Consider the following 22198-nt stretch of genomic DNA (forward strand, 5'->3'; position numbering starts at 1 on the left):
TGTTTGTCCTTTCAGAAATCTAGCTTGGCTAAATATCCTAAAGTTTACTGTTTTAGGTCGCATTCTTCTATTGAATAGAGATGCTGTCCTGAATGATTTTGTAATCTTTTGATTACGTTTTTCTCAAAATCTTTCAAGGTTATTTCACTGTTCAGTTATCAAGGTTCTTTGTGTTTTGTTGCTGACCTGCAACTTTTACAGAATATCATGTCTGTCAGCTTTTGTCAACAACTTTTTTCATTTTTTAAATTCTTATCTCCCGCCGCAACAGGTGTTTTCTGCGCGGTGGAGTTTTATAATAGCACGTCATTTTCGGGATGTCAACACCCTTTTTTCGGTTTTTTTACACACTTTTTTCAGGCGGTTTGTGGTTTCTAACAAAAAGCAATAGATATTGTGGATTCTGTTTTTTCATCCTACAATATCTATTTGCTGATATTTTTATGTCATTTTAAATTTTTTATACATTTTAGAAAATCCCGGCAAATATCTGTACCAGAAGATTATGCTGATAGAGGAATGCGAGGAACTCATTTTCTCCGATATATGTCACCAGCCGCGTGCCCCATTCTGTGGCTGCCATAATATGTATCAGATAAAATGCCACCCAGACTATAAGAAATCCTTTCACACCGCCTGCCAACATTCCCATGAACCGGTTGATTCCTTTCAGAACCGGAAGCTTCACCACCAGATCCAGCACATTCAAAATAATATGAAGAACCAGATATACCACCACATATGTCACTATGCAGGCAATCAGGCTGATGATAAAATGCGTGATTTTTTGTGCCATTGCCTGATAAACTCCGCTATCTGCCAGCGCCTGATGGACCGCATCACTTCCCGCTTCTGCCGCTTTGTCCATAAGGGCATCCAGTTCTCCGCCACTGATACCATTTTCTTCTAACTGCTGTCTGGTCTCTTCGGACTTCTCCTGTGCTTCCCGGTCCAGCCGGTCCTGCGCATTTTTTTCCACATGCTCTAAGCATTTCTCCGTGATTCTCTCATCCAGCTCTGTGTTTTCTTCTATATAGGTTGTAATCTTTGGAGCTGCAACCGACACCACTGCAAGGGTGATAATCATTGCAAGCAGGGAGAATACTATTTTTATAAATCCACGGAAGTATCCCTCCAGGGCACATACTACCAGGATTCCAATCACACATATCAATAACCAATTCACTTCAGTCTTACCTTCTCTGTTGTTCCTTCCATTATAAATATATAACCATTCTGGCTGCCGTCTGAAATCACATCATACAGCGGTGTATCAAATGTATAGGAAAATTTCTTTACACCATATGTATTGTAAATCTGACACTCTGTGGCGTTCCGGATACAGATTTCTCCATTTCCAAGGAAGTCCACATTTTCATAATCCATGGTAAAATCCTTGCTCAATACATGTTTGCCACCGGTATTATAAATTTCCATATGGCGGCTTTCTTCTGTGCTTTCGGTATCGAATTCTGCCTGCACATCATTATTGTAAATGATGCCAATATAATTTTCACTGGTAAATACACTCTTTATTTCCTGGTTCAGCGTAATTTCATCATCCGGCTCCGGTTTCTGGGTACCTCTGAACAAAATAATTTTGGAATCGCCAAATGCCACCAGACGGTTGTTATCGGTAAATTCTATCTGAGGTATTATCACATCCGGATAGTCGAAGCTTCCTACCATATAATCAATCTCATTTTGTCCTACTGAGCCAAAATTGTAGAATTTGATTGTGCTGCATACTTCTCCATTATTGACCGTGAGCATGGACACTGCTAATTTCTTTCCATCATTGCAAAGGGAAATATCCAGCGGATAACCGCTTTTTTCTGTATAGAATGCGCCGGACACCAGATTTTTGCCATTTTGGTCATACATACGGATGTAATTCTCTCCGTCACTCTCCATCCATACTGCCACAACGCCCTGGTTGGCTACGCTTATTCTGGAGATGTTCATCGGTGTCTCAATTTTGCCCTGCATTCCCGCCTGATTCATGATATAGATTTCAGTTCCGCCCCTATCTGCCAATGCCACATAATCCTCACAGACATCTGCCATTGGTTCTTTCATCTCATAGGTCTGGTTCCAGTACACTTCATCATTGGCGTCGGTATAAATTGCCCCATCGTTACTATATTTGATAAAACCATTTCCATATGCAAGAAACTGGCTTCCAGCAGTGTCCTGACGTTCCACGCTTTTTTCTACCGTGTAACTATTATATTTCCGCAATTTCTGAAAAAAGAAAATCCCCAATGCTGCAACAGCTGCCAGTGCCAGCAACAACAATATGATTTTTATTATTTTCAAACGATGTTTCCGTATTTTGGTATTCAGTTCTTCTTCGTCTGTTTCGATGGTACGAAACTGTGTTTTATCTGCCATTTCTGTTTCTTAACTCCTGCTGTTCTCTTCACTCTTCTATTGATTATAGCCTATATTCCATGTTTCGGCATTATTTTTTTCTTATGGAAGTATTAATTTTTCGCCAACCTTTATATTATCGACATTTTCAATCCCATTTGCCGCACACAAATCTGCCACATGGGAAGCATCCTGATATATCTTTTTACTGATGGAAATCATGCTGTCTCCCGGCTGCACGATATAATAGCCCTGCTGCAATATAATTTCCGCCTCGGACCGGGGCTGTGTACTTGCGGATGCTGCCTGGTCAGATGTATTATCCGGTGCTGCCGTGTTATCCTGTGTTGCAGTGTTATCCGGTGCTGCCGTGCTATCCTGTGCTGCCGTGCTGTCCGGTGCTGCCATGTTATCCGGTGCTGCCGTGTTGTCCGCAACCTGTAAGTTTTCTGCATTCTCTTTTTCCGTTGGTTCTACCTGTCCCGCAAGGTCCTCGATGACCAGCTTTGTCTGGGTTTCCGTATCCGGTGCAGGGTCTGTTCCTGATGAATCATTTTTCTGTTCCATGACACTGACCGCAGTTTCTAGTTTCTTCATTTTCTCATAATTATTAAACATGCTGATGCCGACGACTATAATTGCAATGACCACCAGAAGACCACTTCCATAAACCAGTGAATGAAATGCCGGCAGTTGAAAATTCTTCTTTGGTCTGTTTAAGACCAGCTCCCGGTAGTTTTTTAATGCCTCATCCCGGACCTCCTCCGGTTTCACTTCCTGCGGTGTGTCTTTCCGCGATACTATCATATACTCCTGCATCGCCTGGTTGCGTTCATAATAGATATAATAGCCTTCTTTTTTATGAACGGCTCCATCTTCATATATGTATAACGCTTCTTCTTTTTCCAGGGAATCCGACAGCAGCAGAAGCCTATTGTTTCCCCCAAAGAAATTTTTCAGTATCCGTTCCAGTTCCGGTGTCAGGCAGGGTGCTGTCCCCTTCTCATCATAAAACCAGCCCAGCAGGGTGCTTCCATCAAAATAGCGTTTAATTAAGGTGCATATTTCTGTCCGGATTTTCTCCTGAAAAACCGGAGCTGTCCCACAATATGCAATTTCCAGCAATTCAAATGCTCCATTTACATAGATATTCGTGTTTTTGCCATGGGTTTCGGTTCTGCCCACCAGAATGCATACCCTCCGTTCATTCATTCCGAGAAATGCCGGATGCAGATAGGTGTATACATAATCTTCTATGAAAATGTGTTTTTCACCCTCTGGCGTCCCAATCTGGCGGAAATTTCGTGGAAACGTTGCCGTATCCTCCGCCTTCTCGTTCGTTCTTCTATTTTCTGTCACTATATTTCCTGTTGCGGTATTTCCTGCCGGTGCATTTCCTGTTGCTGAATTTTCTATTTCCTTCCGTTGTATAATCTCTATCACTTCTGCCGCCCCTTTCCTCTTGTCCTGGGACAACCATAACACAGAGGCGGCGGATTTTTTGCCATATCATGGATGGCGAAAAATGAAGTTTCTGACAGATTTTTACGAAAAAAGCTGCCACTTTTTCAGTGACAGCTTTCCTTTTTGTCTTTTTTAGTTTTCTTTTACAAAGGCTTTTACCTTTTTGTAGATACTTTCTGCATCCAGTCCGTATTTTGCAATCAGTTCCGGTGCCGGGCCTGACTCGCCAAAGGTATCATTTACGCCAATGCGGAGCACTTTGGCCGGTGCTTTCTCGCAAAGGACTTCACATACAGCACTTCCAAGTCCACCGATGATGGAATGCTCTTCTACGGTTACGACTTTGCCTGTCTTTGTGGCTGATGCAGCAACTAATTCTGCATCGATTGGCTTAATGGTATGGATGTTGATAATCTCTGCATCAATGCCATCTGCTGCCAACATTTTCTCTGCTGCTAATGTCTCGCTTACTTCCAGTCCGGTTGCAAAGATGGTAACATCTTTTCCTTCTTTTAAGACGATTCCTTTTCCGATTTCGAATTTGTAATCTTCGTTATCGTTAAATACAGGAATTGCAAGTCTGCCAAATCGGAGGTAAACCGGTCCTACATGTTCATATGCCGCTTTTACTGCAGCTTTTGCTTCAATATCATCACTCGGATTAATCACTACCATTCCAGGAATTTCACGCATCAGTGCAAGGTCTTCTAAGCACTGGTGGGTTGCACCGTCTTCTCCTACAGAGATTCCTGCATGGGTTGCACCGATTTTTACATTCAGGTGTGGATATCCGATTGCGTTACGCACCTGCTCATAAGCACGTCCTGCTGCAAACATTGCAAAGGAGCTCATGAATGGAACTTTACCGCAGGTAGAAAGTCCTGCTGCGATTCCAGCCATATTTGCTTCTGCAATTCCACAGTCCAAGAAACGTTCCGGAAATGCTTTCTTGAAGATTTCCGTCTTGGTTGCACCTGCCAAATCGGCATCTAATACTACAAGGTCTGTGTGTTCCCTGCCCAGTTCTACTAAAGCATTACCGTAGCTTTCTCTTGTTGCAATCTTCTTTACTTCTGACATAATGCTTCACCTGCTTTCTTCAATTCTTCCATTGCCTGTTCGTACTGCTCGTCGTTTGGAGCTTTTCCATGCCAGCCCACCTGATTTTCCATAAAGGAAACTCCTTTTCCTTTGGTGGTCTTTGCGATGATTGCAACCGGCATGCCTTTTACTTTCTTTGCTTCTGCAAAGGCATTACGGATTTCTTCCATATCATTTCCATTGATATTGATTACATGGAAATTGAATGCTTCAAATTTCTTATCAATCGGATATGGAGAACATACTTCTTCTACCGTTCCATCTATCTGAAGGTTATTGTTATCTACGATTACAGTCAGGTTGTCTAAGTGATGTGCGCCTGCCCACATGGCAGCTTCCCAGATTTGTCCTTCCTGAATCTCACCATCACCACACATTGCATATACCTGATAATCCTTATCATCCATCTTACCAGCCTGTGCCATTCCTACTGCGCAGGACAATCCCTGTCCTAAGGAACCTGCAGACATATCAACACCCGGAATATGTTTCATATCCGGATGTCCCTGTAAATAAGAACCTGTATGACGCAGTGTCACAAGATCTTCTACCGGAAAATATCCTTTGTGTGCCAGTACAGAATATAATGCCGGAGCTACATGTCCTTTCGACAGCACAAATCTGTCGCGGTCTGCCATCTTCGGATTCTTCGGATCCACATTCATCTCTTCAAAATACAGATATGTCATAATATCTGCTGCGGAAAGTGATCCGCCTGGATGTCCGGATTTTGCACTGTGCAATGCCGTAACAATACTTTGTCTTACTTCATTTGCCTTTTTTTCCAACTCTGCATTCGTCATTTTACTTAACCTTTCTCATGAATAAGCTTGTTTGTATCCATTACAACTCCACACGTCCCTCTAACGCGCGAAGTAATGTTACCTCGTCAATGTATTCCAAATCCCCTCCCACAGGGACGCCGCTGGCAATTCTTGAGACCTTGATTCCAGTCGGTTTCACCAGCTTGCTGATATACATTGCTGTTGTCTCTCCCTCTAAGCTTGAATTGGTGGCGATGATGACTTCTCTTACATCACCCTCCAGCCGATGTATCAGCTCCTTGAGCTTAATGTCATTCGGTCCGATTCCAAGCATCGGAGATATTGCCCCATGAAGTACATGATATACTCCTTCATATTTTCCAGTTTTCTCATAAGCTGCCAGATCCCTGGTGTCCTCTACTACCATGATTACGCTGTGATCCCGCTGGGGATTTTTGCATATCGGGCAGAGTTCATCATCGGTCAGGGTCAGGCACTCTTTGCAGTAGTGTATATTCTGTCTTGCATCTAATATGGAACGACTTAATTTTTCCACATTTTCTTCCGGCATATTCAAAATATGAAATGCCAGTCTCTGCGCCGACTTTGGTCCAATTCCCGGCAAGCCGGAAAGTTGTTCTATCAGACGGCTTATCTGACTGCTGTAATAGTCCATTCTGCTTCCTCTTCTCCTTCAGCTGATTAGAATGGGAATCCGCCGCCAAGTCCACCCATGCCACCGGTAATCTTGGACATGGACTGCTGGGAATATTCTTCAATCTGGCGCAGTGCCTCATTGGTTGCTGCCATAATCATGTCTTCTAACATTTCTACATCATCCGGGTCAACTGCTTCCGGATCAATCTTTACTTTGGTTACTTCTTTCTTACCGGAGACTGTAACCTCAACTGCACCGCCACCTGCTGCGGCTGTTACTTCTTTCTCCTCTAACTCCTTGGATGCCTCTTCCATCTGGCGCTGCATCTTCTGTGCCTGTTTCATAAGGTTTCCCATATTTCCCGGCATTCCGCCCGGAAATCCTCCGCCTCTTTTTGCCATGTTTCCATTTCCTCCTGTATTTTATTCATCTTCAATGGTTATATCCATATTGATTATCTGTGACAAATCCACATAGGATTCTTCAAACGGACGATTCGACTGATTCTGCTGAATCTGAATCTCCACTTCTTTTTCTATATAATCAGAAATCACCTGTCGGATTTCATTTCTGTGGTCTTCCTCTTCCACGTAGCCTGCTGCAACCGGGTCATCCAATACAATCATCAGACGGTCATCTCCGCCAAGACTTAAATGTGCCGACTTAAGATAGGTGCGCACCACGCCGCTCATCTTCGGTAGAATGGAATTCCAGTTCTTTACAATCTGTTCCACATCTTCCGGGATTGCTTTTGGCATTGGCGGACGGCTGACCGGTGCTGCTGCCTCGGCCGGCTGTGTCGCGGTATTCACCGGTGCTGCCATGGGAATTCCCTGCTCCATCTTCTTTTCTAACTTTGCTAACCGGTCTGTAATGGAATCCATGTTGGTCTCCATTGCAGGTTTACATAATTTAATTATTGCGATTTCAATTAAGATTCGTTTCTGGGAAGAATATTTTACCTGATTGGACAGCTCGGAGAAAATCCGGATATACCGCATCAGTACATCTGCTTCTACCAACCGGGCTTCTTCTTTTAAAAGTGCCATGTTCTCAGAAGACATATCTAAGACTTCTTCCATATCGTCTGAGCCTTTTAACAAAAGCAGGTTTCTTAAATACCAGGTAAAGTCATTGACAAACTGTCCTAAATCTCTTCCCTCGATGACCAGCTCTTCTAACTGCGAAATGGCTCCTGCCACATCTTCTGCCAGCACTTTCCGCAGTAATTTAGAAAAGACTTCCGTATCTACTGCACCCAGCACCTCTAACACATGGTCATAGGTCAGCTTCTGTCCCAGATAAAAGGCGATGCACTGGTCTAAAAGGCTTAAGGCATCCCGCATGGATCCGTCTGCCGCTTTGGCAATATAGCGGATTGCCCGTTCTTCCACTTCCACATTTTCCTTTTCCATCAGTTCCATCAGGCGGTCTGATATGGTCTCAATGGAAATCCTCCGGAAATCATACCGCTGACATCTCGAAAGAATCGTAATCGGTATCTTATGGGCTTCCGTAGTTGCCAGTATAAAAATGACATAGGAAGGCGGCTCTTCCAGGGTCTTCAACAAAGCGTTAAAGGCTCCGATGGAGAGCATGTGCACCTCGTCTATGATATAAACTTTGTATTTTCCTTCTGTCGGGCGGTATGCTACCTCTTCCCGGATTTCACGGATATTATCTACACCGTTATTGGATGCCGCATCAATTTCGATAACATTCATGGAACTTCCTGCCGCAATTGCTTTACAGCTTGCACATTCTCCACAAGGGCTTCCATCTACGGGATGTTCGCAGTTGACTGCCTTGGCAAATATTTTTGCGATGGTTGTCTTACCGGTTCCTCTCGTTCCACAGAACAGATATGCATGGCCGATACGGTCTGCCTTTATCTGGTTCTTTAAGGTTGTTACTATATGCTCCTGTCCTTTGACATCCGCGAATTCCTGTGGGCGGAACTTACGGTAAAGTGCCATGTATGACATCTATTCCATCCTCGCTTCTCTTAATCTCCAAAGCTGATTCCAATGGTCTTTGCCTCTTTAATCATCTGGCAGCCCGGGTCAACCGTCTTTAACTTGCCAGCCACATCCTTCAGTGGAACACGCTTTGTCTTATCATTAATCATCGCAATCATATATCCGTAATCTTCATCAATGATTGCCTGGGCTGCTGCTGCACCAAGTCGTGTACAGAGTGCACGGTCATATGGGCATGGACTGCCACCGCGCTGGGTATGGCCCGGTACGGTTACACGTACTTCGGTGCCACTGCGTTTCTCAATCTGGTCTGCAATCTCATAGGATACAGACGGATATTTATAATTCTTTAACTTCTCTTTGTATTCTTTCTTAGAAAGTGCTGCATCTTCCTTGGAAATAGCACCCTCTGCTACTGCAAGAATGGTAAAGCCTTTTCCATCCCTGGTTCTCTTATCTATTGCTTCGATGACTTTATCAATATCATATGGGATTTCCGGCAGTAATATGATATCTGCTCCACTGGCAACACCTGCGTACAGGGTCAGCCAGCCCACTTTATGTCCCATGACTTCTACGATAAAGACACGATTATGGGATGCTGCTGTTGTGTGTATACAATCAATAGCTGCACATGCTACATTGATTGCACTATAGAAACCAAAGGTAATGTCTGTTCCATAGATATCATTGTCGATGGTCTTCGGCAGATGGATGACATTTAATCCTTCTTCCCGAAGGAGATTGGCAGTCTTCTGTGTTCCGTTTCCGCCAAGGATTACCAGACAATCCAGTTTCAGTTTATGATAGGTCTGCTTCATTGCTTCCACCTTATCCAGCCCGTTCTCATCCGGCACACGCATCAGTTTAAATGGCTGTCTGGAAGAACCCAAGATGGTTCCGCCCTTGGTAAGGATTCCCGAAAAATCCTTTGATGTAAGCAGGCGGTAATCGCCATAAATCAATCCCTTGTAACCATTATAAAAACCGTAGATTTCCAACTCATCCACATTATGACTTAATCCTTTTACCACGCTGCGCATTGCTGCATTTAATGCCTGACAGTCTCCGCCGCTGGTCAACATACCTATTCTTTTCATTTGCTGCATCCCTTTCTTTGCTTATTGTTGTGCATACGCCCACACATCCAGAATATATTATAATATATTTTTTTTTAGGGTACAAGCTATAATGCCCGCTTAAGCAATTTATTTACAGGCAATTACTTTCAGGATATAATCCCATACTCTCTTTGTGGAAGAAATGCTTAATTTCTCCTCTGTGGTATGAATGGCAATCATATCGGGTCCGATGGAGACAGCATCCAGTCCGTCAATCTTACCTGCTAAAATGCCACACTCAAGTCCGGCATGAATTGCTTCTACGGTCGGCTCTTTTCCATACATTTCCTTGAAAATGCGGACCATATCATCCCGGAGTACAGAATCCCTGCGGTATTCCCACGCAGGATAATTACCGGTATTGGTGACTCTTCCGCCAAACTCTTCCACCAGCGCAGCAATACGTTTCAAAAGATATTCTTTTGCGGTTCCCACTGCACTTCTTACGGCATACTGCAGAGTCAGCTTATCTTTTTCCAGAGTCAGAACGCCGAGGTTTAAAGAAGTCTCTACCAGTCCCTTGATGTCATCACTCATGCGAAGAATTCCATTTGGAAGCAGGTTGATTAAAAGCACTGTTTTTCTTGCTGCAGCTTCTGTTAATACTTCCTTCTCACAGTTTTCTTCTACTGCTACGGATATCTGGATATCCGGGTCACTGGTGGAAAATTCATGGGTGATTTTCTCTGCAATTTCTTCTATTTTATGGACAAGCTGTGTGGCATCTTCCTGTACCATAAGCTCTGCTGCACTTTCTCTTGGAATGGCATTCTGCTTATTTCCGCCGGATAATGCTGCTATCTGATAATGATATTCATCTTTTAATTCCAAAAGAATTCTTCCCAGCAAAATGTTGGAGTTGGCTCTTCCTTTGTCAATTTCCACGCCGGAATGTCCACCCTTTAATCCTGCCACATGAATAGAAACAAGATTTCCTGCGCTCTTTTCCCATTCCGCCGGAAGTTCACATACGGTGCTGCATCCACCGGCACAGCTTACCAGCATGATTCCTTCATTTTCGGAATCCAGGTTCAGAAGCTTTTTTGCTTTCAAGTGGGAAACATCCAGTGCTACAGCTCCTTCCATGCCAACCTCTTCGGACACGGTACAGATAAATTCGATACGTGGATGCGCAATGCTGTCAGAGTCTAAGATTGCCAGTGCGTATGCAACTGCAATTCCATCGTCGCCGCCAAGGGTTGTTCCCTTTGCACTGATATAATCTCCATTTACTTCCAGTGTCAGTCCGTCATTTTCAAAATCGATGGTGCTGCCCGGTTCTTTCTCGCACACCATATCCATATGTCCCTGAATCATCAGCGGTGCAACATCTTCATAGCCCGGTGCTGCCTCTTTGATGATAATGACATTTTTTACTTCATCCTGATAATATTCTAAGTTCCGTTCCTTTGCGAAGTTTACCAGATAATTGCTGATTTTCTCCTCTTTATAGGATGGACGGGGAATATTGCTGATTTCTTCAAAATAATGAAATACCTCTTTTGGTTCTAAGCCTGCTAATGCGCTCATTATGATTCCTTCTTTCTTAATTTATTCTCATATACGATAAAATGGTTGTTATGCAGAATCTTGATATACTGGGACAGTCTCTCATAAAGAGGTTCTGCCTTGTCACCGAATCTTTCTTTTACCAGTGTACCAATCTCATAGATGGTTTTCTTTCCATCCATCTGTTCCCACACGAAGCTGCCGAATTCATCCAGCTCGATATAGCTGTATTTCGGTTTCTTAAATAACACCTGTGCGATTTTGTTAAACACACCTTTGTTATGCATTTTTATTTCTATTTTGCCATCTTTGTTCTTATTACATTCAAATAATGTATTCGGACGTGGGATATAATCTAAATAATTGTCTTTTTTCTTTGCCATATTGCCTCCTGTTATCTTCGCTAGCAGTATAAAACATCTGCCGCCTTTTCGCAAGACGGCAGATGTAAGAACTACTTGATTCTGTTTTTAATTTTCTTTTTTCTTCTTTCCACGGATGAAAAGGATTAAAGTTACGGCAAGTAATGCAAAGAATACCAGTCCGCCAATGTTTCCTAAACTGAAGCCGAATATTGCAGATAAGTTAAATGCATCTGCAAAGGTCTCTCCCTTGAATGGAATGACTGCGCAGACTGCAAGGAGTATTCCTACCAGACCCTCTCCGGCAATCAGGCCGGATGAGTAAAGCACTCCGTTTTCCACTTTGTGTTTCTTCTCTTCTTCAGATTCACCCTTCTTCTTATCGAAGTATAAGCGGATTAATCCACCAACAATCATTGGTGTGCTTAAGTAAATCGGAAGGTAAAGACCTACTGCAAATGGCAATACCGGAATTCCAAGGATTTCTACTACTACTGCAATACCAACGCCTGCAAATACCAGTACCCAAGGAAGGTTTCCGCCCATAACTCCTTCTACTACCATCTTCATCAAGGTTGCCTGCGGTGCAGGGATTGCTGAGGAACCATAGCTCCATGCTGCATTTAACAGATATAATACTCCACCGATTGCAATAGCGGACGCTGCCACACCGATGATTTCACCAACCTGCTGTTTCCAAGGTGTTGCTCCTACCAGATAACCGGTCTTTAAATCCTGTGATGTATCTCCGGCGATTGCTGCGATGATACAGATGACAGAACCGATTGCAATAGAAGCTACCATTCCAGGCATTCCGATGGTTCCGGTTGCTTTTAAAATCATAGTTGTGATAAGCAGTGTTGCAATTGCCATTCCGGATACCGGGTTATTAGAACTTCCTACGATACCAACCATTCTGGATGATACGGTTGCAAAGAAGAATCCGAAGATTACAATAATAATTGCTCCAAGAAGGCTTACCGGAACTGCCGGAACCAGCCACATGATAATAGCCATGATTCCAATCGTAAGAATTACGATATTTATTGGAATATCTTTATTGAGACGGCTGTTGTCGCCATTTCCTTTGCTTCCGTAGCTCTTTAATGCCTGACGGAAGGTCTTTGCGATAAGTGGCAGATTCTTTACCAGACTGATGATTCCGCCTGCAGCAACTGCTCCTGCCCCAATGTAACGGATATAGTTTGACCAGATTCCTGCTGCGCCAAGTTCAGATACCGGAACACTTGCCGGGAAAATGGTAAGGTCTGCGCCAAAGAGTGCGATTAACGGCATCAGTACGAACCAGCCGATTACTCCACCTGCAAAAATGTAGGAAGATACTCTGGCTCCACAGATATAACCAACTCCAAGAAGTGCCGGAAGTACATCCATTCCGATTCCGGAACCCTTGTAAGATTTGATTTCATAAGTCACTTCACTCGGGAATACTTTCAAACCATCTGTGATGAATTTGTATGCTGCTGCAATTCCCAGACCAGCAAATACGGTACTTGCTTTTGCTCCGCCTTCTTCTCCGGCTACCAGCACTTCTGCACATGCTTTTCCTTCCGGATAAGGAAGCTTTCCATGCTCCTGTACGATTAACGCACTACGAAGTGGAATCATAAACATAACTCCGATAACACCACCGATTAATGCAATCAATGCGATTTCCACTAAAGATGGCATGCTTGTGCCACCTTCCTCTGCCCACATGAACAGAGCCGGAAGTGTAAAGATTGCTCCTGCTGCAAGAGACTCTCCGGCAGAACCGATGGTCTGTACCATGTTATTCTCCAGAATGGAGTCCCTTCTTAAAATTACGCGGATAATTCCCATGGAAATTACCGCTGCCGGTATGGATGCCGACACTGTCATTCCTACTCTAAGTCCTAAGTATGCATTTGCTCCACCGAAAACTACGGCCAGCAGGATACCCAGAATAATAGAGATTGGCGTAAGCTCCGGCAAAACTTTGTCTGCCGGAATATACGGCTTGAACTCTTTTTCATTATTCATTTGTCTAATCCTCCTACTTATGGTCACTATAACCAATATAAATAATATTATACGGGCATTTGCCGGGTCTGTCAATGAAATCTGCTTGCATCCGGCAGGAAAATATTGTATGATATATATGTTGTTGTGCAAAACACTTTACCACACGAATCCAACAAAGTGTATGCACTCTTTTTTATCTGGAGATGTATCGAAGTGGTCATAACGGGGCGCACTCGAAATGCGTTAGCCCTCCGGGGCACGCGGGTTCGAATCCCGCCATCTCCGTTTCATAAAAAGTGCCGGTGGAATATTCCATCGGCACTTTTTATACACTCCGGCACCTGTGTCCGGTATTATTTTTATTCCGGCAAATCCGGTATCAGTTCCACATAAATCTGATCAAAGTATTTCTTTAATTCTTCCCGGATTCCATTTCTGATTCTGGTGAGGGACTGCATTGTAATAATATCATTGGGACTGTCTATGTATATTTCCACCCAGGTTTTTCGTCCGGTCTGGATGACATCTAAGAATTCTATCGTATAGGAACAGGTCTGCATATATTGTTCTGCTATGGAACGTATCTGGTCCATAACTTCCTGCTCCGGTGCAAAGAGCACCAGCTCCCTGAGTCCATGCAATATCATTTTCACCGGTTCTACAATTAAGATTAATGCCATCACAATTGCCACTACCGGGTCTATGTACGGTGTCAGCCATTCGTACGGTGTCTTCTGCAGCAGGAACTGTCCGAAGAATGCGGCGGATACGCCAAAACTGCTGACTACATCCAGTTTCCAGTTATACATTTCCGCTTTTACCACTACGGATGCATACCGTTTACTGAAATAATGAAGCAGGAAATAAATGACAAGGCAGCCGGCAAATACACCAAACTCAAAGCCTGCAAGCTGGCTGGCATTTACCATATGTCCGCCATGCAGGATGCTTTGAACACTGTCAATTAAAAGCTGGATGGTAACTACTAAAAGCACACTGTACTTGATTACCAGAAATAAAGATTCCACCTGGGAAAACCCATATGGTCTGCGTTCCGTTACCGGCCGGTATAACAGTGGCACCAGCACCAGAAACGGTCCTATCATTATTAAATCTGTCACATCAAATACGCAGTCCATCAATATTGCATGGGAATGACTGATATATGCCATAACTCCTTCTGCTACTACAAAGAGTACGCTTCCAATAAAGGACAGGTTTATCATTCTTTTTTCCAGTTTCATTTTACTGGCTGCATTCATTTCCTTAATTACCGGTAAATCTTCATTGGCTGTACGGACTATTTTTCGTTCCAGCATTTTCTTTCCTCCCATTTCTGGCTGTTCAAAAGCACATCAGATATATTCTCTTTAAAAAATCACATCAAAAATCGTCCCTCCAGACGGACTGGCCTTAACTGTTATACTGCCATCATGCACTCTCACAATTTCATGAACCAAAGCAAGTCCCAGACCTACGCCCCCCAGTTCCCTGCTTCTGGATTTATCCACACGGAAGAATGGTTCAAACACGCGCTCCCGTAGTTCCTCCGGGATTCCGCTTCCTGTATCCTCTACTGACAGATAAACATGCTTTTCCTTCTGATACGCAGTAACTGTAACCTGTCCACCTGAATGATTATATTTTATTGCATTTTCAACAAGATTATATACCAGCCTGTAAATAAGAATATCACTTCCGACCATTGTTGTGTTCTTGCATTTTCCAGCAAGCTTTATATTTTTTTCCTGTGCAAGAGGTTCCAAATCTGCCAGCACTTCATCAATGAGAGCGTCAACTGCAATTTTCTCATCTCTTCCCACCGTCTGAAGTTCGCTCATGTCAAGAAGTGTCTTTACCATCCTGCTGAGCCTGTCATTCTGTTCCGTAACCATCTTTATCGTCTGTAAAGTATCCGTATCATTGCCCGGATGTCCGGTGGAATTATATAAATCAAGCTGTACCTGCATTAAAGACAGTGGGGTTCGAAGCTCATGTGCTGCATTTGCGGTAAATTGTCTTTGTATCTCAAAGGCATCCGAAAGGCGTTCCAGCATTTTGTTATATGAAGCACTAAGCTGGTTCAGTTCTTTCACCTGATTCTCTTCTATCCGTGAATCTGCCAGATTCTGTGCCTGTACTTCTTCGATTTTATCCGAAAACTCTCTAATCGGTCTGAGGGCACGCCCACTTATAAAATATGTAGCCACTCCACCAAGAAGTGCCAATAAAGCTGAAATTATCAGGCTGCTTTTTTTGTAATCCGTCTTATTGTTGTATACCTGGACCGAAAAATCATTTGCAAATTCGTCCCACTTGTCTTCCGGAATACTGATATATATTTCGTCTGATTCATTTCCATTCCCATCTCCCTGTGCATCAACAGTCTCCTGCAGGGATTCCATATAATACACACCGTTTTTATAGACCAGCATAGTCAGGCATCCACATATAACCGCAATATATAATGTAATGATACAGGTAAGCCTCCACTGCAACGACATTCTTCTCATTTATCGGACTCCTCTCGTATTTTATACCCCTCTCCCACCTTGTTCAAAACCGGATCATATCCAAGCACGGACTTCAGTTTTCTTCTGAGCGAAGACATATGCACTCTGATGGAGCCGCTAAAGCTATCCACGGATGCATCCCAGACATGTTCTATCAGTTCCTCCTGGCTGACCGGTCTGCAAGATTAAGAAGAAGGTATTCCAGAATACCATTTTCTTTTCTTGTCAGGGGAACCATTTTCCCTTTTGCATATGCCTCGCGTCTTATCGTATTGAACTTAATTTCACCACTTTCCAGGCATATATCCTTCTGCACAAATTTTCTTCTTGTCAGGCTTCTGATACGTGCCTCAAGTTCCTGCAAATGAAACGGTTTTTCCATATAATCGTTTGCACCTGCATCCAGTCCCTCAACCTTATCGGCAATCTGTCCTCTTGCAGATAATATCAGGACCTTCGTCTCCTCATTTTTCTGTCTAAGTTCCCTTAAAATGTCCATTCCATCCATACCCGGCAGATTCAGATCCAGAACAATCAAATCATAATCCTCCGCCAGAATGCATTCCAGTGCCTCTTCCCCGTCATAGCAGGTATCCACCTCGTAACCGGCATCATACAGACTTTTTGCAATTGTGTCGCATATTTGTTTCTCATCTTCAACTATTAATAATCTCAAAAGCTTTCACCTGTTTCTTAACAAAAATTTTACAACTGCTATTGTATAATACCCAGGTCAGCAGGTCAATAAATTCAATAAATGAAAGGAGCAACAATATCTTGAAGTGTCAAAAAATATCTCAAATTGCCTTGCTTATCACCGGTATCACTATGGTCAGCTATGGTGCAATCAGAGGTGAAGCAGCTGCCGTACTTGGCAAAGCAATAAAATTATGTCTGGAGTGTGTCGGAATTGGATAAGAATAAAAAAATAATATCAAAAAGAGCTGCCGGAATACGTGGATGGATACAGGCAGCTGCCACGCTGCTTACTAATATTCATATTCCCAATTTATTCAAGGGTAAAATATATCAGGGCAGTGCTAAAACGGTATGTGTACCCGGATTAAACTGTTATTCCTGTCCCGCTGCATCCGGAGCCTGTCCTATCGGAGCTTTTCAGGCAGTTGTCGGTTCATCGCGATTTAAATTTTCATACTACATAACAGGATTTTTTATTTTACTGGGTGTGACACTTGGGCGATTTATATGTGGTTTTTTGTGTCCGTTTGGATGGTTTCAGGATTTAATCCATAAAATTCCCGGGAAAAATTTTCTACAGCCCGGCTGAAACCACTAAGATACCTGAAATATCTTATCCTTATTGTTTTCGTTATACTTCTGCCAATGTTTGTAACGAACTCCATTGGGATGGGGGATCCGTTCTTCTGCAAATACATTTGTCCTCAAGGCGTTCTGGAAGGGGCTATACCTCTTTCACTGGGAAATGTTGCCATACGATCTGCACTGGGAAAGCTATTTTCTTTTAAATGCCTTATTTTAATTACAGTTGTTGTGTTAAGTATTTTGTTTTACAGACCCTTCTGCAAATGGATTTGTCCTCTCGGGGCAATCTACTCACTGTTTAACAAGGTCAGCTTTCTTAAAATTAAGGTTGAAAACAGTAAATGTGTCGGATGCGGTCAATGTTCCAATGCCTGTAAAATGGATGTTGATGTGCTTAAGACCCCGGATCATCCGGAATGCATACGATGCGGAGCATGTATAAAAGCCTGCCCTAAAGATGCCATCCACTATCAGTTTATGGGCATGCCATGCGAAAAAAGAGCATCCGTAGACAACAATATTCCAAAAAGTAACCATTAATTTTATTATCAATTATTCAAAGGAGAAATTATTCATGAAAACAAAAAGAACCGTTATTTCTATTTTTACCCTCTGTACAGCATTATTGTTTACAGCTTGTAGCGGAAAAGGAACTTCAAACACAGAAGCTTCCCGCGATACCCAGACCGAAGCCGGCACTGAAGTTTCCGGCAGTTCCAACACTACGCTGGATGATTTATATCAGCAGGAGAATCAGCTCTTTGCTGATCATGAAGATGCATGGAACAAAGTATTTGGCATGATGAATAAAAGTACTGCTGATCCAAGCGGAAATTACGCCGACTATCTGGCTGCCGCCGTCGAATCAAATAAAGACTCATTTACAGAAGATGAATTAAAAACTCTTACAGATGATATTGAAACGATTCGAAAAATCGAGGAACAGATAGCAGCAATCGAAAAGGACAATACAGCATCCGACAATGCCTCCCAGAAGGATAATTCTGACGATACCTCTCCTTTCAGGAATTTCTCCGGTCAGGATTATGATGGTAATTCTGTTGACGAAAGCCTGTTTTCCGGAAATGCAGTAACTGTCGTTAATTTCTGGTTTACCGGCTGTAAGCCTTGTGTTGCCGAGCTGTCAAAACTTAATGAATTAAATAATACAATCAAATCCATGGGAGGAGAGGTAATTGGAATCAATACAGAAACCTTTGATGGAAACGAGGATGCCATCAAAGAAGCTGCAGCTGTTCTGGAAAGCCAGGGGGCAGCATACCGCAATCTTTCCATTGACTCTGCTTCAGATGCAGGTAAATATGCTTCTGATATTATGGCATTCCCTACCACAATTTTAGTCGATAGAAATGGTAATATTGTGGGCGATCCGATGCTCGGTGGAATTGATAATCAGGACAACTACGATACCCTGATGAAACAGATTCAATCTGTAATTGATGCTGACGGTGCCAATAAATAAAACGCCCCTGTGGCTGCAGTTCCATTGCAGTCATTCTGGTTATATGATATCCGCCGCCCATCGTTCTTTCCCGAACGATGAGGCGGCGGTTTTTTGCCAATTACATCTATCTGATTTTTACTCCAGTTCAACATAAGTTGTAAAATATTTACTTTTTTAAATATTTTTCTTTAATGTTCCGAGATATTCTCCATTACAATAAACAAAGGGACCTGCTTCACCCTCTTCTCCAAAATACTCCGGTCTTAGCGACATAATATCGAGCAATTCATCCATATTATGCACCTTTGTTGCCTGATACGGCTGTTCAAAAGCAATCTTTTCTATAAACAAATAATAGTCACTGTACTTTATCAGAACACCGGTATGCCCCACAAAAACAACATCCGAGTATGGGTCATATATTACTATGCTAAGAAGAGAGAGCCTGTCACTATCCACTTGAAATCCATAATGTTTCCAGCTATCGGAAAATGTATTTTCCGGACGGCTGCCATCTGTTACATTTTTTTCTCCATAGAGCGTGGTGAACATATTTTTATTTTCTTTTATACTTTCATACCTGTCCACATTATCTATTGCTTCTGTATCAAACATTAAGTAGGTACCCTCATAGCTGCCTTCTGTCGATTCTGCGCGGAGCACACCATCCAGCAGAAGAAACGCTGTCATTCTGCAATCAGCATCCGAATAATCATGGTTCTGTTCCCAGCCATCCATACATTTTCCAATATCTGCTTTCATTTTTTCAGGATCTGACCAGCCATCCTCCAGTCCGGCATTTTTTCCGGCAGTATCCGCGAAATCAGTCGTCCATTCCCGAAATGTATCTACATGGGAAGCTCCTGCTGATTCCAGTTCTTCACAAATTCCGGCAATGGTGTCTTTTCCTCCCATATATGTTGCAGCCGGCATCTCCTGATTCCGTGATGCTTCTGTACAGGCACACAGCAGCATGGACAGGAATACCATAGCTGCTGACAATCTCATTGCTATTTTGATTTTATTTTGCCTTTTCAACAGATAATACCTCTCCCTCAAACGGATCTACCTCAGAAATTGTTCCTGTATATTTTACTGTTACAGTATCTCCATTGCTGACATTTTCCAATCCCTCCGGTTTTTCTTCAAAAGTAAAACTATACGGAGTATCATTCCCATCTGTCACAACAAACATAAAATCCTTTATCTCATCAATGGTTCCTGTTAATTCCTTTTCTTCTGCTGTTTCTTCTTCGCTGTTATTTGTGATTGCATTATCCTGCTTCACCTCTGTCTGTCCACATCCTCCAAATAATCCAGCCCAAAATACCATTCCCATTACAATTGCGATTAATTTTTTCTTCATCATCCTATACCTCTTTCTTTTTTATCATGTTTTACAGTCTCTAAAATGCATCTCTGTAATGCCGCTTTGTAGAATTCCAGTCCACCATCAGTACATAGAACACTCTGCCGTATCGTCCATTTTCCACAATTCTGCCATGGTCAAGCACCCTCATTGAGGTTCCATCTGCTTTTTTCAGATGGAAGTGTACATAATCATTGGAATGTCCTTCTCCTATCTGCTGCCAGATACTTTCTTCAACCTGCTCCCTTTCTTCTTCTTCAATCAGGTTACGGAAGCTTCCTTTTGTATACTCCTGCAGTTCTGCCATGTTCCTGCATCCGGTGAGACGGATCATCTCATGGTTCGCAAAAAGAATTTCATCATTTTCTTTATCTGCTTTATAAATAATAAATGCTCCCGGAAGATTTTCCGAAACATCCTTCAATGCAAATCCAAGCTGCTTTCTGATTTCAAGTCCAATTCCTTCCCGGTACTGAATACAGCCATTTTTCCCGTCAAGCTTTACTTCATAAAGTGCTGCATCTGCACAGCGCATCAACCGTGAATAGTTTTTTCCCTGTAACGGATACTCTGCATATCCCAGGGAAATAGTATATGTCACTTTTTCACCTTCATACCAGAAAGAACGCTTCTTTTTTGTAAACTGTTCCAGTTTCTCCCTTACTTCTTCACCGGTGCAATTATCTAAGAAAATGCAGAATTCATCCCCTCCTTTCCGTCCAAGCACTGCATGTTCCGGGAACGATTTCCGCATGCTTTCTGCTAATATCTGTAATGCCCTGTCTCCGGATTCATGTCCATACATGTCATTAATGAACTTGAAATCATCAATGTCAAACTGTGCTGCCACGCAGGAAGCTTCCGGATACTTTTTCAAATACTGTCTTACCTGCTCCTCAAATCCATGCCTGTTATTGATTCTGGTCAATACATCAGTTACAGCCAGCTTTTTAAATCTATTTTTATGCTCATCCAAAGCCAGAATCATAGAGACAAGTCCCGTCAGCAGCAGAACAATCAATAGTCCGCCAGCCAGCATTCCATAAAGGTGCTCATGATTCGACCAGCCTGTCTTCGGCATGATTTCCAGTTTCCACCGGTTTCCAGCTGCTTCAAATTCATAAGCAACCGGATTCGTCAGAATTGCTCCTGAGCTATATACTTCTTCATATGTTGTATCCCATGGAGAAACGGTCTTTGATAACGTATAATCATAGTCAAAATCCGAAAGTGCTTTTAATGAATCTGAAAAAATAGCCGGTACACGGATAATTACAATGGCAAATCCCCAGAATTCTTCTTCTCCGTTTTCATTTTTCAGGTATACCGGATTTCGTACTGCCATTCCGTATCCACCCTGCTCTAACTGAAACGGTCCCTGCATAATCTCAATATGGTTATCTCTGGCATAACGGGAAATTTCTCCCCTGTCCGCATCATTGAGCAAGTCGATTTTTCCGGCTTCATTGCCATCTTCCGGATATATCTCTGTTACTACACCATCCGGTGCAAGCTGGATACTCTGGATGGAATCCGTCATCATATCCTCTGCCACCTCTGAAAATTTATTAATCCTGCCATTTTCACTGACCAGAAGCTGCTTTAAAGCATTTGTAGCTCCAACTTCCTGCATAATATCAGACTTTATCCGCTCAGAATATATCATTGCATTCAGGTTCGCCATTTTTCTGCTATGGTTCCTCTGTATATTTCCTACTCCATATAATACAGCTCCCAAAGCAGTCATCCCAAGCAGTAATACCATGACTGGCAATATTATTTTTCTCTTTTGTATCCGCATTTTCTGTCCTCACAATTACCCGAAAATCTTATTTCTCTTTTCATTCTGCCTCCTGTTATCAGGTATGCACTGAGTATAAACCCAAAACTCGGAACGCACAATATCAAAACAGCCGGAAGTGTTGCATCTTCGCTATGCCAGAAAGCTTCCACGAACCAATAAAAACACCTGGTCAGCGGATATGCCAGCAGAAGGTCGATACTTCCTGACACCAAAAGACATTTTCCATATAGTTTCTGTGCCCTGTACCAGTGCTCCTCTGATTGCTCTGCTTTCTTTCCCCGGTAGGTAGAATATCTTTCTCTCTGCCGTTCCTCCCACCTCAAGGGCATATAAAATGCAATACTTCCAGCTACTAGTATAATGATGCTTAATGTAATTGGTAAGATTAATATTGCATATTTTTCCACCGGACTTCTCCTTGTATCTGC

20 protein-coding genes, 1 tRNA gene and 2 pseudogenes are annotated in these 22198 nt (G+C 42.7%); 4 read left to right on the top strand and 19 right to left on the bottom strand.

What is annotated here, in order from left to right; translation table 11 throughout:
- Positions 1–469 precede the first annotated feature (469 nt).
- The 12 genes from DW059_RS03875 to DW059_RS03930 all read right to left on the bottom strand — a co-directional run bounded on the left by DW059_RS03875 (position 470) and on the right by DW059_RS03930 (position 13353).
- Positions 470–1186, bottom strand: coding sequence for a CvpA family protein (locus tag DW059_RS03875; protein ID WP_117697850.1), 717 nt, complete (start codon positions 1184–1186; stop codon positions 470–472).
- The gene (locus tag DW059_RS03880) at positions 1183–2394 is read right to left on the bottom strand and encodes a DUF5711 family protein (RefSeq protein ID WP_117697852.1); all 1212 of its coding nucleotides are present in this window, start codon (positions 2392–2394) and stop codon (positions 1183–1185) included. Before DW059_RS03880 ends, DW059_RS03875 begins: the two co-directional genes overlap by 4 nt.
- 81 nt (positions 2395–2475) lie before the next feature.
- A complete protein-coding gene (locus DW059_RS03885; protein ID WP_117697854.1) occupies positions 2476–3816 on the bottom strand; it encodes a LysM peptidoglycan-binding domain-containing protein in 1341 nt (446 codons plus the stop codon).
- Positions 3817–3969: 153 nt separating this feature from the next.
- The gene (locus tag DW059_RS03890) at positions 3970–4917 is read right to left on the bottom strand and encodes a transketolase family protein (RefSeq protein WP_117697856.1); all 948 of its coding nucleotides are present in this window, start codon (positions 4915–4917) and stop codon (positions 3970–3972) included.
- Positions 4905–5741: a transketolase gene (locus DW059_RS03895; protein WP_022244306.1), complete on the bottom strand. Its 837-nt coding sequence runs from the start codon at positions 5739–5741 to the stop codon at positions 4905–4907. The genes DW059_RS03890 and DW059_RS03895 overlap by 13 nt, the downstream gene beginning before the upstream one ends.
- A 40-nt stretch (positions 5742–5781) precedes the next feature.
- Positions 5782–6378: a recombination mediator RecR gene (gene recR / locus DW059_RS03900; RefSeq protein ID WP_022244307.1), complete on the bottom strand. Its 597-nt coding sequence runs from the start codon at positions 6376–6378 to the stop codon at positions 5782–5784.
- Positions 6379–6404: 26 nt separating this feature from the next.
- The gene (locus DW059_RS03905; RefSeq protein ID WP_022244308.1) at positions 6405–6761 is read right to left on the bottom strand and encodes a YbaB/EbfC family nucleoid-associated protein; all 357 of its coding nucleotides are present in this window, start codon (positions 6759–6761) and stop codon (positions 6405–6407) included.
- Positions 6762–6782: 21 nt separating this feature from the next.
- Positions 6783–8345 (bottom strand): DNA polymerase III subunit gamma/tau, encoded by a 1563-nt coding sequence (dnaX, locus tag DW059_RS03910; protein WP_117697858.1) that lies wholly within the window; start codon positions 8343–8345, stop codon positions 6783–6785.
- A 20-nt stretch (positions 8346–8365) separates the two neighbouring features.
- Complete coding sequence (locus DW059_RS03915) at positions 8366–9439, bottom strand: 6-phosphofructokinase (protein WP_117697946.1); 1074 nt, start codon at positions 9437–9439, stop codon at positions 8366–8368.
- 108 nt (positions 9440–9547) lie between these two features.
- On the bottom strand, positions 9548–10990 hold the full coding sequence (locus DW059_RS03920) for an aminoacyl-histidine dipeptidase (protein WP_117697860.1): 1443 nt from the start codon (positions 10988–10990) through the stop codon (positions 9548–9550).
- The gene (locus DW059_RS03925) at positions 10990–11352 is read right to left on the bottom strand and encodes a PqqD family protein (RefSeq protein ID WP_022244312.1); all 363 of its coding nucleotides are present in this window, start codon (positions 11350–11352) and stop codon (positions 10990–10992) included. The genes DW059_RS03920 and DW059_RS03925 overlap by 1 nt, the downstream gene beginning before the upstream one ends.
- Positions 11353–11439: 87 nt before the next feature.
- A complete protein-coding gene (locus tag DW059_RS03930; RefSeq protein ID WP_117697862.1) occupies positions 11440–13353 on the bottom strand; it encodes an OPT family oligopeptide transporter in 1914 nt (637 codons plus the stop codon).
- Positions 13354–13534: 181 nt separating this feature from the next.
- On the opposite strand from DW059_RS03930, the gene DW059_RS03935 reads away from it, so the two are divergent.
- A tRNA-Ser gene (locus tag DW059_RS03935) sits at positions 13535–13620 on the top strand.
- A gap of 74 nt (positions 13621–13694) precedes the next feature.
- On the opposite strand, the gene DW059_RS03940 is transcribed toward DW059_RS03935, so the two are convergent.
- From DW059_RS03940 to DW059_RS03950, 3 genes and pseudogenes are all read right to left on the bottom strand, one after another.
- Positions 13695–14654: a cation diffusion facilitator family transporter gene (locus tag DW059_RS03940; RefSeq protein ID WP_158552013.1), complete on the bottom strand. Its 960-nt coding sequence runs from the start codon at positions 14652–14654 to the stop codon at positions 13695–13697.
- A gap of 51 nt (positions 14655–14705) precedes the next feature.
- Positions 14706–15848: a sensor histidine kinase gene (locus tag DW059_RS03945; RefSeq protein ID WP_117697865.1), complete on the bottom strand. Its 1143-nt coding sequence runs from the start codon at positions 15846–15848 to the stop codon at positions 14706–14708.
- Positions 15845–16585 (bottom strand): annotated as a pseudogene (locus DW059_RS03950) (response regulator transcription factor). Before DW059_RS03950 ends, DW059_RS03945 begins: the two are co-directional and overlap by 4 nt.
- 40 nt (positions 16586–16625) lie before the next feature.
- On the opposite strand from DW059_RS03950, the gene DW059_RS03955 reads away from it, so the two are divergent.
- The 3 genes and pseudogenes from DW059_RS03955 to DW059_RS03965 all read left to right on the top strand — a co-directional run bounded on the left by DW059_RS03955 (position 16626) and on the right by DW059_RS03965 (position 18615).
- Positions 16626–16766: a CD1871A family CXXC motif-containing protein gene (locus tag DW059_RS03955; RefSeq protein ID WP_197420846.1), complete on the top strand. Its 141-nt coding sequence runs from the start codon at positions 16626–16628 to the stop codon at positions 16764–16766.
- A pseudogene (locus DW059_RS17520) lies at positions 16759–17672 on the top strand (4Fe-4S binding protein). The gene DW059_RS03955 and the pseudogene DW059_RS17520 overlap by 8 nt, the downstream one beginning before the upstream one ends.
- Positions 17673–17706: 34 nt before the next feature.
- A complete protein-coding gene (locus DW059_RS03965) occupies positions 17707–18615 on the top strand; it encodes a TlpA disulfide reductase family protein (protein WP_117697866.1) in 909 nt (302 codons plus the stop codon).
- A gap of 156 nt (positions 18616–18771) precedes the next feature.
- On the opposite strand, the gene DW059_RS03970 is transcribed toward DW059_RS03965, so the two are convergent.
- Genes DW059_RS03970 through DW059_RS03985 form a run of 4 tightly spaced genes read right to left on the bottom strand, consistent with a single transcriptional unit; the run spans position 18772 to position 22177 of the window.
- Positions 18772–19635 carry a DUF4300 family protein gene (locus DW059_RS03970; protein ID WP_242986096.1) on the bottom strand — a complete coding sequence of 288 codons (864 nt, stop codon included), beginning with the start codon at positions 19633–19635 and terminating at the stop codon, positions 18772–18774.
- Complete coding sequence (locus tag DW059_RS03975) at positions 19619–19966, bottom strand: hypothetical protein (RefSeq protein WP_242986097.1); 348 nt, start codon at positions 19964–19966, stop codon at positions 19619–19621. Before DW059_RS03975 ends, DW059_RS03970 begins: the two co-directional genes overlap by 17 nt.
- A 37-nt stretch (positions 19967–20003) precedes the next feature.
- Entirely contained in the window at positions 20004–21767 is a 1764-nt protein-coding gene (locus DW059_RS03980; protein ID WP_117697867.1) for a sensor domain-containing diguanylate cyclase, read from the bottom strand.
- On the bottom strand, positions 21743–22177 hold the full coding sequence (locus DW059_RS03985; protein WP_117697868.1) for an SdpI family protein: 435 nt from the start codon (positions 22175–22177) through the stop codon (positions 21743–21745). The genes DW059_RS03980 and DW059_RS03985 overlap by 25 nt, the downstream gene beginning before the upstream one ends.
- Positions 22178–22198: the final 21 nt, after the last annotated feature.

This window comes from Roseburia sp. AF42-8 (assembly GCF_003435965.1).
Classification (GTDB): domain Bacteria; phylum Bacillota; class Clostridia; order Lachnospirales; family Lachnospiraceae; genus Roseburia_C; species Roseburia_C amylophila.